The organism is Vibrio parahaemolyticus (genome assembly GCF_900460535.1).
GTDB lineage: Bacteria > Pseudomonadota > Gammaproteobacteria > Enterobacterales > Vibrionaceae > Vibrio > Vibrio parahaemolyticus.
Map to the genome: position 1 here is coordinate 1,798,380 of NZ_UHIL01000002.1, position 13,409 is coordinate 1,811,788.

General features: G+C 44.9%; 11 protein-coding genes, 2 tRNA genes and 1 pseudogene. 6 read left to right on the forward strand and 8 right to left on the reverse strand.

Translation table 11 applies throughout. From position 1 onward, the window contains the following. Positions 1-70 precede the first annotated feature (70 nt). Positions 71-859: a lipase family protein gene (locus tag DYB02_RS25220; protein WP_029805330.1), complete on the forward strand. Its 789-nt coding sequence runs from the start codon at positions 71-73 to the stop codon at positions 857-859. A 62-nt stretch (positions 860-921) separates the two neighbouring features. Here DYB02_RS25220 and DYB02_RS25225 read toward each other — a convergent pair whose 3' ends face one another. The 4 genes from DYB02_RS25225 to DYB02_RS25240 form a co-directional block, all read right to left on the reverse strand. Further along, positions 922-1,176 carry a hypothetical protein gene (locus DYB02_RS25225; RefSeq protein WP_005460888.1) on the reverse strand — a complete coding sequence of 85 codons (255 nt, stop codon included), beginning with the start codon at positions 1,174-1,176 and terminating at the stop codon, positions 922-924. A 130-nt stretch (positions 1,177-1,306) separates the two neighbouring features. Further along, positions 1,307-2,830 carry an alpha-amylase gene (amyS, locus tag DYB02_RS25230; protein WP_005480254.1) on the reverse strand — a complete coding sequence of 508 codons (1,524 nt, stop codon included), beginning with the start codon at positions 2,828-2,830 and terminating at the stop codon, positions 1,307-1,309. Positions 2,831-3,154: 324 nt separating this feature from the next. After that, positions 3,155-3,228 (reverse strand) — tRNA-Cys (locus DYB02_RS25235). Positions 3,229-3,301: 73 nt separating this feature from the next. After that, positions 3,302-3,388, reverse strand: a tRNA-Leu gene (locus DYB02_RS25240). Between the two features lie 535 nt (positions 3,389-3,923). Here DYB02_RS25240 and DYB02_RS25245 point away from each other — a divergent pair. The 4 genes from DYB02_RS25245 to DYB02_RS25265 all read left to right on the forward strand — a co-directional run bounded on the left by DYB02_RS25245 (position 3,924) and on the right by DYB02_RS25265 (position 8,173). After that, complete coding sequence (locus DYB02_RS25245) at positions 3,924-5,555, forward strand: methyl-accepting chemotaxis protein (RefSeq protein ID WP_020837920.1); 1,632 nt, start codon at positions 3,924-3,926, stop codon at positions 5,553-5,555. Between the two features lie 111 nt (positions 5,556-5,666). Further along, entirely contained in the window at positions 5,667-6,896 is a 1,230-nt protein-coding gene (gene alr / locus DYB02_RS25250) for an alanine racemase (RefSeq protein ID WP_029806452.1), read from the forward strand. A 240-nt stretch (positions 6,897-7,136) separates the two neighbouring features. Beyond that, on the forward strand, positions 7,137-7,868 hold the full coding sequence (locus DYB02_RS25260; protein ID WP_005480275.1) for an AzlC family ABC transporter permease: 732 nt from the start codon (positions 7,137-7,139) through the stop codon (positions 7,866-7,868). Continuing rightward, positions 7,865-8,173: an AzlD family protein gene (locus DYB02_RS25265; protein WP_005460963.1), complete on the forward strand. Its 309-nt coding sequence runs from the start codon at positions 7,865-7,867 to the stop codon at positions 8,171-8,173. Before DYB02_RS25260 ends, DYB02_RS25265 begins: the two co-directional genes overlap by 4 nt. 168 nt (positions 8,174-8,341) lie before the next feature. On the opposite strand, the gene dld is transcribed toward DYB02_RS25265, so the two are convergent. After that, positions 8,342-10,048: a D-lactate dehydrogenase gene (gene dld, locus DYB02_RS25270; RefSeq protein ID WP_005486292.1), complete on the reverse strand. Its 1,707-nt coding sequence runs from the start codon at positions 10,046-10,048 to the stop codon at positions 8,342-8,344. 385 nt (positions 10,049-10,433) lie between these two features. After that, positions 10,434-10,883, reverse strand: a pseudogene (locus DYB02_RS25275) (substrate binding domain-containing protein); the annotation flags it as partial. Here DYB02_RS25275 and DYB02_RS25280 point away from each other — a divergent pair. Further along, the gene (locus DYB02_RS25280; RefSeq protein WP_256595259.1) at positions 10,879-11,109 is read left to right on the forward strand and encodes a hypothetical protein; all 231 of its coding nucleotides are present in this window, start codon (positions 10,879-10,881) and stop codon (positions 11,107-11,109) included. The pseudogene DYB02_RS25275 and the gene DYB02_RS25280 sit on opposite strands and share 5 nt — an antisense overlap. Positions 11,110-11,832: 723 nt before the next feature. Here the strand turns inward: DYB02_RS25280 and DYB02_RS25290 are convergent. Both DYB02_RS25290 and pnuC read right to left on the reverse strand, forming a co-directional pair. Continuing rightward, positions 11,833-12,564: a nucleoside phosphorylase gene (locus DYB02_RS25290; RefSeq protein WP_025610311.1), complete on the reverse strand. Its 732-nt coding sequence runs from the start codon at positions 12,562-12,564 to the stop codon at positions 11,833-11,835. Between the two features lie 11 nt (positions 12,565-12,575). Then, the gene (gene pnuC / locus DYB02_RS25295; RefSeq protein ID WP_005499105.1) at positions 12,576-13,307 is read right to left on the reverse strand and encodes a nicotinamide riboside transporter PnuC; all 732 of its coding nucleotides are present in this window, start codon (positions 13,305-13,307) and stop codon (positions 12,576-12,578) included. Positions 13,308-13,409: the final 102 nt, after the last annotated feature.

Sequence of the window (13,409 nt, forward strand, 5' to 3'; positions counted from 1 at the left end):
TGCTGATGTTCACGTGTTCTTCACACTCGCTCACTAGAGTATAAGGTTGGACAGTTTTAAGTAAGACAACGTGAAACCACTAAAACGATACCAATACGAACGCTACGCCGTACTGTGCAACCTCGCGTATCCAAGAGTCTTTAAACAAACACGTTATGGCTTCGATCCCAATGGTCAGCGAGTCATCCGAAACGAACACGGCAAGATTATGATTCGCGTACTGTGGAGCAAAAACCGCGATGAAGTCGTGGTCGTTATTAAAGGCTCTCACAGCATTACCGATTGGTTGCTCAACTTTGCAATGTGGACACGAAACTGCCGGCGATTAGGTCTCAACTACCGTATTCACGCAGGGTTTTATCACCTATTGTTCCAAGAAAGTTTACCTAGTAGAAACGAAGACCGCTTAGGTTTGAGCGTGATAGAACGGCTAGAAGCAACCGTTGTCCCGCTTATTCTGCAAGGCAAGCGCATTTCGGTGACAGGCCACTCTTCTGGTGGTGCAATTGGTAGCGTGTTTGCGGATTACATAGAAAAGAAGTATCCGAAAAGCATCAAGCGCGTTGTGACTTTCGGGCAGCCCGCCATTGGTGACTGGACGTTCAAACGCCGCTATCGTCTGGCGCATAAAACCTACCGAATTTGTTGTGATATCGATATTGTGACGTTCATGCCTCCGGTGCCTTTTCTTTACTGGCACGTCGGAAAAATGCTGTGGCTGTACAATGGCAGAATTTATGAGAACACGCCGACACTCATTCGCCTCGGGCGTTCACTGTTTAGTTGGCTGATTCGTCCGTTTTCTTACCATTTAATGAGTAAGTACATCCGAAACAAAGACTTTTTCGATGAACGTTGACTGAAAAACCAAACGATAGACATAAAAAAGCCGGACTGATCCGGCTTTTTCTAAGATTTGAATTACAGCGAAGCAATTTCTTTCTCAAGTTGATATTTGCTGTCGGTGACGATTCTCTCAAGCACTTCAACGCGTCGTTTTAACTCGCCAATTTGCTTTTTGAGGCTTTCTTGCTCTTCTTGGCTCATCGTATTTCGCTCAGAAATCTCTAACGCTCGAACTTCTTTACGATGATTTAAGATCAACTTGACGATCCCGCCTCCAAAAATGGCACCAAACACAATGGCGACAACCAATACATCAGCAATAGATTCCATTCTTTATATTCCTCTAGATAATGCTCAAATATAAGTTACGCATTTGTTACATGAATATCAAATAACACCTTGATTAAATGTAATGTTTCATTGAAATTTGCATGTTCTGTATCAAAATCACAGGACGATGTTACTTAACGCCCACCCAAACCGAGACTGAACCACCATTGACAGGAAATTCTGCCCAGCCATTGGCATCGGTCCAAACTTCTTCAGTTCGGATACCCAGCTTGTCGACATAGCGCGTGCTTGGCTTACCGGTATACATCCATTTTGTGCCGCCCGGTCCATCACTCATGATCACCGCCATTGAGTTTGGATGTTCAGCATCGCCCTCTCGGGTCCAGCCAATCACATCCCAATGGTCGAGATAAGAATTCTGTTTGCCATACGCATACTCTTTACGCAGTGTTACAAGTTCTTCAATGTAAGGCACTTTGGCCATATTGATGTTGTAGCCTTTGTCGCTGTACTGCGCGCCGTAGTAATCTGCGTAGAACACCGACGGATAACCTTCTTCACGCAATAAAATGAATGCGTAAGCAAGAGGCTTGAACCACCAATCTACTGTCGACTCTAACGCCTGCAGTGGCTGCGTATCGTGGTTTTCTACGAGAGTCACTGCTTTGACTGGGTTATCCTTCATTAACGTGCCATTCATGATTTGGCGCATATCGTAATTGCCGCCAGATTTTGACGCGTTGTAGAAATTCATGTGAAGCGGCGCATCGAACAACGACATACTGCCAGAGGTCTTAGTAATAAAGTTATGCAGTTGATTTACGTCGTAATTCCAATACTCACCAACGGTGAAAAGCTCTTTGCCTGTTTTCCAACGTAAATGATCAATCCACTCTTGTAGATACTGATATTTAATGTGCTTAACGGCATCCATTCTAAAGCCATCAACGCCGGTCATGTTGATGTACCACTCACCCCAATCTTTCAGCTCTTGTTTAACTTCTGGGTGATCCATGTCTAAATCGGCGTACATTAGGTAGTCGTAATTGCCTTTTTCAGAGCTGACTTCCCAATCCCATGCTTTTCCTTCGCCTTTGAATTTAAAGATCGCTTTTTCTTTGCCGGCATCATCCCAGTCAACACCGTCAAAGTGATACCAAGTCCAATGGAAGTTTGAGTATTTGTCGTTGCGGCCAGGAAAATTAAACTCAACCCAAGCTTCAATCCATTTGTCGCCCAGTTCAATGTTACGGTTGTCCCAATCAACGCGCTTGGTATCGACCCACGACTTCCCATCAGCACCACCTCGGTGGTTAAACACAACATCGCCGTAGATTTGGATATTGTTGTTGTGCGCGGCATTGATTGCAGAGATGTACTGAGCCTTGGTGCCGTATTTGGTTCGTACTGAGCCTTTTTGATCAAACTCACCTAAATCGTACATATCATAGACGCCATAACCGACGTCATTACTGCCGCCCGCGCCTTTGTAAGCTGGCGGTAGCCAGAGCGCTGTAAAACCGTTTTCAGCGAGTGCTGGAGCATTGCTTTCAACCTGCGTCCATAATGCGCCATCATTAGGTACGTACCAATGAAAGTACTGCATCATGGTGCCATTTTGCCCGGCAAAGGCAGGAGCACTGAGCAGCAAGGTTAGCGGTAAAAAAGTGCGTTTTAATTTGAATGTTTTCATTATTTTTCTCTCACGTTAAAGGACTAAAACCCGCTTTCTGACCTACCAGGCAGCTGCGATAGCAACACATGAAACTTGCTAACGTATTGTCTGTAAGACAGAAAGTTCGGATTACAATCGAAGAGAAATTAACACCAATCTACCCATACAATTATTGAGTTGATTAACATTTATAAAATCAATAATTAGCATGTGTAAAATATTGAATGACGATCAAATGAGTTTGGTGATACGGATACGAATGAAACAAAACGAAGAGAAGAAGCGATTTGCGAGCACTAGAAACGAGAAAAGCCAGTCATAAGAGACTGGCTTTCGAAATAATGGAGGCGCGTCCCGGAGTCGAACCGAGGTCCACGGATTTGCAATCCGCTGCATAGCCACTCTGCCAACGCGCCTTACCTGATTGTTTTCTCATTGTCATGAGAACGATGCTTTAAAACTGAATCTGAAATCCATACATCGTTTTGATGGTGCCCCGGGCCGGACTTGAACCGGCACAGCGCGAACGCCGAGGGATTTTAAATCCCTTGTGTCTACCAATTCCACCACCAGGGCAACGCAAATCTTTGCGATGGTAACACCATCTCTCAGCGGCCTGTGCCGTGAGAACGAGGCGTACTTTAACGGATTAATTTATCTGGTCAACAATAAATTTTACCTTTTTGATTCAAACGATTAAAAAGCACGCTAACAAGTTTAATTGACGATCAATCAGCACACATTTTCGTCACCAAATGAGTAAAACAATAAATTCAGCAAGCGTCGCATCGCGCTCTTATCATATCCATGCACAACCATTCCGGTACTTCCCTCACCTTTTGTGCATTAAGCACATCGTTAACACCCCGTAAAAATGGAAGCGTCCTTTCATTTTCAACAATTTGTTACACGTAAATGCATAAAACGCCTGGTCTTACCATTATAAAACCATTGACATAATTTATTTTTTTGAAAAGCTCAATACGTTATCGAAAATCGTTTCGATTAATGATACTTTAAATGTGTTGCAGTAATTTAATGGATCAATATCACATATAAGGACGTGGTTTACTTTGACGACACTGCATAAAAAAAACAAGGTATATCACCAATGTCTATCAGAAACCTATCTATTGCGAAGAAAATTTCGCTCTCTTTTTTACTGATTGCGCTTATTAATATTGTATTTGGCGTATTTTTGTCTACAGAGCTCAAAGAAATCAAATCTGAGCTTTTAAACTATACTGATGACACTCTTCCAGCAATGGAAAGAGTGGATGCGATCCGAGATGATCTTTCTCACTGGCGTCGCTCTCAATTTGCTACTTACACCTATAAGGACGCAGATAAGATCAGAAACAAAATCGCAAGTAACATCCGTGAACGCGAAAAGATCAGCAAAGAACTTGAAGCTTACGGCTCAACCATTTGGCCAGGTGAAGAACAACAAACGTTCCAACGCCTAATGCGTCAGTGGAAACAGTACTTGGTTACTATGGACCAATACAATGAGTCGATGTTAGCAGGCAACAAAACCGAAGCGCTCGCTGTTCTATCTAACTCTTTAAACGACTTCGAAGCCGTCGATTCTGATCTAAACGAGCTAATCCGCTTGTTGAAAGTCGCAATGGACAGCAACAAAAATCACATCCTTTCTTCAGTGAACGGTTTGAGCAACTCATCCATCGCGAGCAACGTGACCATTCTAGTGATCATGATTGTTATGACGCTTGTTCTAACGCGTTTGATTTGTGGTCCACTACAACTTGTTGTGGAACAAGCAAACTCGATTGCGAAAGGTGACCTTTCTAAAGACATCGATCGTAAGTTGATTGGTAACGATGAACTGGGCGAGTTGGCAGATGCAACGACTAAGATGCAAAACGACCTACGCCAAGTTATCGACAACGTTATTGCCGCTGTAACGCAATTGAGCAGTGCAGTAGAAGAGATGAACCAAATCTCTGAGCTTTCTGCTTCTGGCATGAAAGACCAACAGCTACAAATCACGCACGTTGCAACAGCAATGACGGAAATGAAAGCTGCGGTAGCCGACGTTGCACGCAACACGGAAGAGTCAGCGAGCCAAGCAAACGATGCAAACCACCGTACACAACTTGGTGTGCGTGAAACACAAAGCATGGTTGATGCGATTGGTGAAGTAGCAAATGTTATCGGCGCTGCTGGTGATACAGTTTCAGAGCTTGAACAGCAATCGAACCAAATCAACGTTGTGGTTGATGTTATCCGTGATATCGCAGATCAAACAAACTTGCTTGCGCTTAACGCCGCTATTGAAGCAGCGCGTGCTGGTGAATCGGGCCGTGGCTTTGCAGTTGTAGCGGACGAAGTTCGTACTCTTGCTGGCCGTACTCAAGATTCAACAAGTGAAATCACAGCGATCATCGAGCAGCTACAATCACTAGCGAAAGACGCGAAATCAGCGACTGAGCTTTCTCGCACAAGCATTGCCGAGTGCGCTGACCAAGGCATTCAGTCAAAACAACTGATGAACGACATCGAACATGCGATTTCTGATATCTCAGACATGGGCAGTCAAATCGCAACGGCATGTAACCAGCAAGACTCAGTAGCTGAGGAACTAAGCCGTAGCATCGAAAACATCCATCTTGCGTCTCAAGAGGTCGCGCAAGGTTCAGAGCAAACTGCACAAGCTTGCCGCGAACTGAGCCAGCTATCCGTATCTCTTCAAGATGTAATGAGCCGCTTTAAGCTAAACTAAAACGACTCGACAAAAACGCTCCAAGCTCCGCAGTTTGGGGCGTTTTGTTTTTCTGGCGTACATTCCCTCGTACGCTTTCCTTTAACAATAAAAAACGCGTATGGAGGTTTTATGCGCCTTAAGAAAACTCTTCTTTCTATTGCCATTGCTGCAGCAACGTTCACCCCTGCTATGCATTCAATCGCAGCTCCACTCCAGCTTCAAACGACGTTAGACCAAGAGAGTCAAATTCAATCATCCAACACTTGGCTAGAAATCGATTTAGGTCAGTTTAAGCAAAACATCGAGCAGTTTAAGTCACACATGAATGACCAGACTAAAATCTGTGCGGTGATGAAAGCTGACGCCTATGGCAACGGTATCGCAGGCTTAATGCCAACTATCATAGAACAGCAAATTCCTTGCGTAGCGATCGCAAGTAATGCAGAAGCACAAGTTGTGCGAGACAGCGGCTTTAAAGGTCAATTAATGCGTGTTCGCTCAGCAGAGATTGGCGAAATTGAAGGTGCACTTGATCTTAATGTTGAAGAGCTAATCGGCACGCTTGATCAAGCAAAAGCGATCGCTGCACTCTCTAAAAAAGCAAACAAGACAGTCAAAGTTCACCTTGCGCTTAACGACGGCGGCATGGGTCGTAACGGCATTGACATGACGACAGAAAACGGCAAAAAAGAAGCCCTTGCGATTGCTAAGCAATCTGGCGTTGAGATTGTCGGTATCATGACGCACTTCCCGAATTACAACGCAGAAGAAGTACGCGCGAAACTTGGCTCATTCAAAGAAAGCTCGGCATGGCTAATTGAAGAAGCGAATCTAAAACGCGAAGACATTCTTCTGCACGTAGCAAACTCGTACACAGCGCTTAACGTACCAGAAGCTCAACTTGATATGGTCCGTCCTGGTGGTGTGCTTTACGGTGATCTACCAACTAACCTTGAATACCCTTCTATCGTGTCTTTCAAAACACGCGTAGCATCACTGCACCACCTACCGAAAAACAGCACTGTGGGTTACGACAGCAGCTTTACAACCACTAAAGAAAGCGTAATGGCGAACCTTCCTGTCGGTTACTCTGACGGTTACCCAAGAAAAATGGGCAATACAGCAGACGTGCTGATCAATGGTCAACGTGCAAAAGTGGTTGGCGTAACGTCAATGAATACAACAATGATCGACGTTTCCGATATCAAAGGCGTGAAGCCGGGTTCTGAGGTCGTTCTGTTCGGCAACCAAAAATCTCAAACCATCAATGCCGCAGAAATCGAGAAGAACGCCGACGTGATCTTCCCAGAACTTTACACCATTTGGGGCACATCAAACCCTCGCGTGTACGTGAAGTAATCTTACGACTTCCTTTTTAAACACTTCCTAACTCAAAGCGAGCTTCGTGCTCGCTTTCTTTTTTCGCTCAAAAAGCCCTGAAACACCGATAACGTTAGTGTCATCTTGTTGTCTGCGACGAAAACCACATTCTGGTTGTGTTTGAAAGCCCATCCAATTGATGTTAAACATGCAGTTTACAAAATCACAACAATACCCATTTGGGGCTTCTCCCAACTTTGCTGCCGGCTAGGTACATTTATGACAGAAAATACATCCTCTTTTCCTCGATCTTCTGGGGAGCTACATGAGTTCACTCGGGCTGACGTCTGGGGTGGATTTACTCAGCTTTTACCGCTTTCCTTTTTTGTGGTGGTCTTTGGCCTCGCCTTTGGGGTTGCTGCGGTGCAAACCGGCTTAGACGCCTTTCCGACTCTTTTAATGAGCACGCTCGTCTTTGCTGGTGCGTCTCAGTTTGCCACGTTAGAAATGTGGGGAGCTGAAGTACCACTTGTACCGGTTTTGATTACTGTGTTTGCCATCAATGCTCGCCACCTTCTGATGGGTGCGACGCTCTACCCTTGGCTGAGACAGCTACCGCCACATAAGCGCTATGGCATTATGTTACTTGCCTCCGATGCTAACTGGGCAATGGCGATGAACGCATTTGGCAAGAAAGAGCCTGGGTTTGGTTTGTTGGTCGGCGGTGGGCTCGCGCTTTGGGGCTTCTGGATTGTCGGCACGTGGATGGGTATCTACTTTGGTGGTGCCATCAAAGATCCAGTCAGTCTCGGACTTGATATGGTCATGGGTTGCTTTTTACTTTCTATGGTTGCAGGCGGCCCTAAAAATCTGCGTATCTTCGCGATTTGGGGCATGGCAGCAGCTTCATCACTGATGGCTTACTGGTATTTGCCAGAAAACAGCCATGTCGTTGTCGGCGCAATCGCTGGCGGTATTTTAGGTGCTTGTTGGAAGGAGAAAAAAGCATGAACATTGAAACAAGCTTAGGCGGCACGCTGTTTATCATTATCGCAATGGGATTGGTAACTCTGGCAACTCGCTGGGGCGGCGTTTATGTGATGTCATTCATTCCGATTAGCGAACGCGTGCAACGTTTTATCACCGCTATGTCAGGGTCTGTACTGATTGCCCTCTTAGCGCCTCTCGCCGTCGAAGGTGACAACGGTGCGAGAGCCGCGCTATTTTCAACCGCTGTGGTGATGTTTATCGTTAAAAAACCGCTTCCTGCTATTGCTGCTGGCATTATCGCTGCCGCCGCAGTGCGCGCTTTCTAAAACTGGGTTTTAAATCGCGTCAAAGGCTCAGAAAAGCCATATTCATCAAAATCACGATTCATAAACAACAAAGCCCTGCTGACTCTAATGTCGTCAGCAGGGCTTTTTCTTCATGTTTGATGAATCTCAGATATATAAGCCTAAGACTCTAGTGATCAAAACAGGGGCTTAAGCACAGCAGTTACAGTTGCGCTTATATTTGTCCATTTTACCGATGCCCGGGTTAAAGGTATTGGTTGGATCAAGCTCGTGGTAGAACTTCTGTAATGAGTTTTCTGCTTCGTACAAATGACCCACATTGTGCTCAGCTGGGTATTTTGCACCGCGACTATTGAGGTGCTCTAACATCAGCTTCTTCATCAATTTGGTATCTGTACCTTTTTTGAAGATGTAATCCTGATGGAAGACGTAACACATGAAGTGCCCGTAATAGAGCGACTGAACCAGATTTTTGCTCACCTCTTCAGGTAAAGTTTCCAACCACTCTTCATCATTTCTACGCAATGCGATATCGAGCGCAACAATGTCTTCAACCTCGTTGCGATGAATCGTTTCGTAGCGAATCGCAGCCCCAGCCGCCGCAAAACGATGTAAGTAAGCTTTTTTACCTTCATCTGGCGTACATTCGAAGAAATCGCAATCATCTTCAACAGCCCATACTTCTTTCAGGTATTTTTGTGCCTCTTCAATTCCGCCATCACTCATTTTTAGCACTAAGTGATGCTCGTATTTATCGCGGAATTCTAACATTCGCTCAGGCAAATGCTGCGGGAACAATTTGCTTGCGTAGTACAAAATGGTGTCTGGCAAATATTTGCTGACAAATGGCACTCGCTCTAAAAAGTTCTCTACTTTCGCTTTCAGTGCGAACATCTTAGGCAGTTTGTCCGTACCCAATAAGTCGATCGATAAAAACACGTCTTTGCCGTATTTCTCTGCCATATTGAAGATATCGCGATGCAGATACTCCCCCATTTCTGGCAGGTTATCGAATTGAGTCAGAAAATCTTTTCTCAATTTGGTTAACTTGTTTGCGTCGTTCGTGCCCAAGTAAAACACTTGCTCTTTGCTTGGCACTGGGTAGCTATCAACACGCACTGCAAACACGCCCAATTTGCCCGCACAGCCGCTCGCTTCAAACAAGCGACGCTCGTCTGCATTAAAACGTGAAGGGATGTCAGACGTTACGTCACGAACTCGTTCATCATATTCTTTGTCTGATGCCATGCGATCATCGTGAACGATCTTGCTTGGGTCGAAATTACCTTCTTGCAGATTGTGAAGAATTTCTTCCGGCGTCTCACCCAAGCCATCAATACCAAGATGGTTAACCAGATGGAGGTTGCCCTGCTTATCGACCTGCGCGTAGATGGCAAGCTCAGTATACGCCGGGCCGCGTTTCACTAACGCACCGCCTGAGTTATTGGCAATGCCACCGACAACTGTCGCACCTAGCGATGAAGATCCAATAATAGAATGCGGCGCGCGGTTAACGGCTCTGAGTTCTTTTTCTAGTGAGTGTAAACTTGCACCGGGTAAGCACACCGCCTGTTTGCCACCATCCAGCAGATGAATTTTTTTGATTTTGGTAATGTTGATCACCACGACATCGCGGTCATAGTCGTTACCACTTGGTGCAGAGCCTTCTGTGAGACCTGTTTTCGCAGCCTGCATGATAATGATGCAGTTCGCCTCGACACACTGTTTAATGATCTTCCATTGTTCTAACAAAGTGTTAGGAAACACGACGGCAAGCGCTGTACCACTACCTGAGCGAAAACCTGAGCGGTAGTATTTGGTTTTAACCTGATCGGTCAGGACATTCTCTTCCCCGACTATCGTTTTAAATTCTTCTATCAGCTGCTTTTGTTTCATATCCGTATCTCTAGTTATTTTGCATCACTCACATCCAACCAGACACGGTGTGGATTTGAGTTTGGCTCACTATAAGCAGTCAATTTCCCTGCGTCCATCAAGGTCAAGCGTACAAACCTTAACCAGCACTCACATAGCGCAATTAATCTGTTGTTTTTCTGTAACTTAGCGTTCACAAACCGACGTTAGAACGAAAGAAACAGATCGTTTCCAAAAAGAAACAATAACAAAACCATTCTTTAACAGATGTGCGCAACGTCTTGTTATCAAAGTAAGTGATGAGGGAGTAACACCATGTAAGTGGCTAAATTGGATAAATTATTTAAGAGAAAAGGTGGAAACAAAACCACAACACCAAAGTAACCAATGGCGTTGTAGACTTGATTTAAAATCGATGATTTTGACTTTGGAAGCTGTTGTATAGGTGATCAATGAAGATCTTAATCTTCTCGGGTTGCTGCCTTGTGTATGGGTAGACAGCGTAGATACCCAAGCATTTCGCCGTTTCTTCTTTGAACAACTGGATCAAGCTGCCCTGCTTTAAATCTTCATACACCAGTACGCGAGGCACATAGATAACACCTTGCCCTAACAGCGCGACATTTCGCAATGCGGAAGAGTTGTTGGTGCATAAGTTGCCATCAACGGTAACTTGGTACATCTTATCGTCGGCTTTAAACGCCCACTCACGCGCGCCAGTCTCCTGATAGGAATATACTAAACAGTTATGCTTAGTCAGTTCGCTCGGCTGCTTTGGAATCCCATGCTTGGCAAGATATTTGGGAGACGCACACACCACCCAGTTTGCATCCACCAGCTTAGCTAGCGTGATGGACCCCGACTGCGATGCAGAAAAAGCAGCCAAAGCCGCAGCAACAAAAGCCGTGGTTGGTGTTGGCGGTCGCTGTACGCCTAAAGAAGCACTGAAAGATACCGCAGTTGATGCAGGAAAAGACAAACTGCCGGATGAAGGGATGGCAGGCAAAGCCGTTGATGCAATGACACCAGAAAAAGAGAAGAAAACGGTGAAAGGCGTGACCAAAAAGCTCGATAAAGATTAACACCTACACCATTGAGTTCGGGCGGAGAAAATATGTTCTTGAAATAAATTGTTTATTTACTTGTTGTTTGGTGCCCACGTTCAATCTTGTTCTTTCATATTTCAAGATCGCACTTTAACCACATATATTTTTTTGCAAAACAAGTTCATTAATTAGTAATAGCCTCTCCTAACTTTGAGATTTTGAGCCTAATAACAAAAGCCACAACTTGCATATGAATCACTTACCTATATTGTACGATTAACATTTATTAAAGAAAGGAGGTCTAACAATGGTTAGTGGTTATAGTGAGCAGACGCGAGAGGATTTGTAAGCGATGTTTTGGATACTGGGTCTTTTGATCTCCTTGTTTATCATGTACTCGGATTATGCGCATTACTTCTATACTAAGCGACATGGAAAGAAATCTAAGGTTCCTCGATTATTAAGCTTATTTATCACGGTAACGCTTCCTATGCTTGCGGCTACCGAGATTTTGAACGAGCTTGGGGCTGGGGAAGTCGCCTACCAAGTATGTGTAATTATTGTTTCGGCTTTAGTTGGTCTTTTGGTCTGCCTGTCGGAACAATATCGTTTTAAGGCAGAAAGAGATTAGTTGTATCGGGTTGTATAGCGATCAACATAGGCTGCAAAAAAAAACATCTCTATTGGCTATCGCATCTGATTTGTAAAAAAGCGACAACCATGCGCCGCTTTGGATATTAATCTCAGAAAGGGATGACGCTATGCTTGAGCAATCAACGCTTCTAAAGCCGTGAAAGATGCAAGCTTTTCACCTTCCATCATAACTTTAGCTTCATCTACGTACTGACCTACCCCTTCCTTCACATCTTGTTGGTAGAGTACGACATTGTTTAAAATCGAAGCCACATGAAGGCCTCGTAATCGACCGACCGTAAACAGCGCCGAAGTTTCCATGTCTGCACCTAGAATACCTTTCTTGTTCCAGTACTGACAAATGGCCTCTTCGTCATCGGTGTAGAAACTGTCGTGAGAACGTACTACGCCGAAATGATATGGCGTCGTTTGCGTTGACAAATAACGCTCGACTTCTTTCAGTAGAGTAAAGCTTGCGTACGCCGGATAAGCCGAATCGACGTACGATTTGGAACCACCTTCGTCTCTTACTGCACCTTCAGCAACAATCAATTCTCCAAGCTGAACCCAAGATTGCATAGCACCCGCAGATCCAACACGTACCACATGAGTTACGCCGCACTGTTTGAGCTCTTCTACCGCAATGATCATCGATGGTGCGCCGATGCCTGTGCTGCATACAGAAACAGCCTGACCTTTGTAGTTGCCGGTAAACACGCGGTACTCACGGTTTTCCGACACCATTTCTGCATCATCAAATAATGCCGCGATACGATTCGCTCGATCTGGCTCGCCACATACAATAACAAGAGGAGCGACTTGTGTTTCATCAACACCGATATGAGGTTGTTTAGCCATTTGCTTGTTCCTTACGCTGCTGCTTGAGCTAAGGTTTTATCGCCATTGCGCTTGGCACTACGAGCCCACTCACGCGTACCATTGGCAGCAATGAACATAAGAATCGCGTACTGAACAGACATTGCGTACACACCTTGCGTCGCGTAGATACCCACACTGATGATGTTGATCACAACCCATAGAATCCAGTTTTCGACGTATTTACGTGTCATCAGAATTTGTGCAACAACAGAAAGTACCGTCATGGTTGCATCCCAGAACGGGAACGCATCAGGCTCAAGTACTGGCTCAGACAGGCCTGCACCGAAAATGTTTAGGCTATCAACAGCAATGTTTGCCAGCGCGAAGAAGAATGGGTCAATGTAGATGGTCAACAATGCAATCGAGACCACACAAACAACCGCAGTCGCCATCAGCTTTTGCTTGCTAAGCCAACGAACTTCCAACGTTTCACCTTGTGCATTTGGTCGAGTCCATGCGTACCAACCGTAAATATTGGCGCAGAAGAAAAACAGTTGAAGAAGTAGCAATCCGTACAACTGAATTTGGAAAAAGATAACAGCAAAAAGCGTGACATTCAGTAAGCCGAATACGTAGTTGATGGTCTTCTCTTGGCTCGCAAACCAAATGCAAAGCAGACCAAAGACGGTTCCGAATGCTTCGATCCAGCTCATTGCGTAGCCGTCTCCAATCGGAATGTTAACGAGGGTATTGTTGATATCGAGTAAGGCAAATAGGTCCATGGTGATGTCCTTTATTATTTTGTTTGGAATAGGCCCATATTAGGGTGCAACAACAAACGAAAAGGAGGACATTTGTCCTCCTCTTGATGCACTCGATCATAA

Coding starts and splice junctions, on each gene's coding strand:
- DYB02_RS25225 (WP_005460888.1), bottom strand. CDS start 1,176: ATGGAATCTATTGCTGATGTATTGGTTGTCGCCATTGTGTTTGGTGCC.
- amyS (WP_005480254.1), bottom strand. CDS start 2,830: ATGAAAACATTCAAATTAAAACGCACTTTTTTACCGCTAACCTTGCTG.
- DYB02_RS25245 (WP_020837920.1), top strand. CDS start 3,924: ATGTCTATCAGAAACCTATCTATTGCGAAGAAAATTTCGCTCTCTTTT.
- alr (WP_029806452.1), top strand. CDS start 5,667: ATGCGCCTTAAGAAAACTCTTCTTTCTATTGCCATTGCTGCAGCAACG.
- DYB02_RS25260 (WP_005480275.1), top strand. CDS start 7,137: ATGACAGAAAATACATCCTCTTTTCCTCGATCTTCTGGGGAGCTACAT.
- DYB02_RS25265 (WP_005460963.1), top strand. CDS start 7,865: ATGAACATTGAAACAAGCTTAGGCGGCACGCTGTTTATCATTATCGCA.
- dld (WP_005486292.1), bottom strand. CDS start 10,048: ATGAAACAAAAGCAGCTGATAGAAGAATTTAAAACGATAGTCGGGGAA.
- DYB02_RS25280 (WP_256595259.1), top strand. CDS start 10,879: ATGGACCCCGACTGCGATGCAGAAAAAGCAGCCAAAGCCGCAGCAACA.
- DYB02_RS25290 (WP_025610311.1), bottom strand. CDS start 12,564: ATGGCTAAACAACCTCATATCGGTGTTGATGAAACACAAGTCGCTCCT.
- pnuC (WP_005499105.1), bottom strand. CDS start 13,307: ATGGACCTATTTGCCTTACTCGATATCAACAATACCCTCGTTAACATT.